This window comes from Candidatus Aegiribacteria sp., assembly GCA_021108005.1.
Classification (GTDB): domain Bacteria; phylum Fermentibacterota; class Fermentibacteria; order Fermentibacterales; family JCC-6; genus Aegiribacteria.
Window position 1 is genome coordinate 1 of sequence record JAIORS010000039.1, and the last position, 1,849, is coordinate 1,849.

General features: G+C 41.0%; 1 protein-coding gene. It reads right to left on the bottom strand.

Annotation, left to right across the window (positions count from 1 at the left end; translation table 11 throughout):
* Positions 1-1,798 (bottom strand): helix-turn-helix domain-containing protein (locus K8S15_02705; GenBank protein ID MCD4774944.1); only part of this gene is annotated, 1,798 nt, incomplete at its 3' end.
* Positions 1,799-1,849: the final 51 nt, after the last annotated feature.

Sequence of the window (1,849 nt, forward strand, 5' to 3'; positions counted from 1 at the left end):
CATATTTCTTTAATTCAACTGAGTCTACCTCACTCAAGACCCTTTGTCCCTCAACGATCTTCGATTTTTCGCGGAACGTTCTTTCCTGTCGGTATATGTCGGTAAGTTGCTCTTCTATCGATTCTATTTCCGAGAGTGGCTTTTCCAGCTCCGCTTTGAGTTGTGTTATTCTCTTACACAGCTCACCATGCTTTTCACTCATTTTATCGTAATTCTCAATTTTCTTTCCGTAACCTGTGATCCGATGAATATTAACCCCCGATTTCGCATCTCTGAACTGTTTTTCCTGCATCGGCCAACGATCAAAGTATCTTTTCGTGATTTCGCTCGCGTCCAATAAGTCATGGGGTATATCCGTGATCAGGACTGATTTTCTACCATTGTCCCACTTCACAATCACTGCACGGCACTCGTAGATGTAGCCCGGCTCTTTTGAATCCAATAATTCAATCTTGCAGTCAACAAGGGTTGCATTTCCGTATTTATACCTTATTTCATCACGGATGTGCTTGAATTTCCTTTCTTTTGTCTGGTTATCATCAAGAATAGTAATATAATACTCATCGCTGCCTTTAAAGGCTCTGAGTGTTTCTACACCGTTGCCCCCTCCATCCATTACCAATATCCGTTTTACATCAACATGTGCTGATGGATCATCCAAAAGTTCCGTTAATTTGGTGAGCATGGGAAGTGCATGATTTCCAAGGTCGGCATGCCCTTGAAAGGTCTGAAAATAGAGTGGATGCCCCTTACCATCATGAATAAACACGTTTTCGAGACAATTCATGACGCGACCAAGCATCGTCACTCGACCTTTGTAACATCTATTTGAGGACCATAATGCTTTCGTATTGCCATCGATGTAATAACACACGAAATATGTCTCATCATCTGATTCATTTCGCCAGAAATCCATCCAGAACTTCGCTGTTGCGGCAATCAAGCGATCAGAGACCTTAAGATATTTCAATTCTTGAATATATTTATTGAGTGACGCATCTTTGTAATTATATCCACATAGGAAGGACAAATCGTTTCCTTTTACACGATTCACCCTGCTTGATCTTCCGTTCGATGTGACCAGCGGAAGGCACATCAGAGCCAGATTATACCGAAAAATCGTCTTTTCTGACATCCCAAAGATATTCATGGCTGAAAAATCCTTATCCGCGATTTTATCGTCAATTGATTTGAAACGGTTCACTCTCACGGATTCCAATTGGTTGTACTCGCGGGTGAATTTTCCATGTAAACGAATGTCCGGATTGTCCTTTTCGATGTTTTTATTCTGCTCAAATAATGGTGATTGACGAACCGCATTCACCTGTTCAGTTATTGTTTTGGTGTATAGCTCTATAATGTTGGTGAAAAAGGATAAAGACGTGAGAATCTCGCCCCCACCGGATTTCTGGCGTTTATAGTTCTCTTCCTTAGGGGCAGGTACTCTTGTCAATGATACGGATGCCCTGAAAGTGTTCAAACCGGATAAGGAAATGTGCACGTCGAACTGATTTAGAATCTTGCTCTGTAATTGGGACGATGATACACTTCTGTTTTCCTCAACTACAGCTATTACGTAATCTTTTATTCTTTCTGTCAGTTTTGTATAATTTCCCTCCTTTCTCGCATCTCGAAGCCCTTCCTCGCCACATTTCTGAAGTATTCTGCGATAGCGATAGTATTGTGCGAGAGAAAATGGGACAGAATTCTGGTTAAAATAAACACTAACAGGTTGTTTCGACTCTTCAATCTTGTGGATGGTGCTTAGAATTTCGCATATTCTCTCCTCTTCTGACATTCGGTATAAAATATGTGCTCATCCTATATAAAGGTATCTCATGTAGGATGG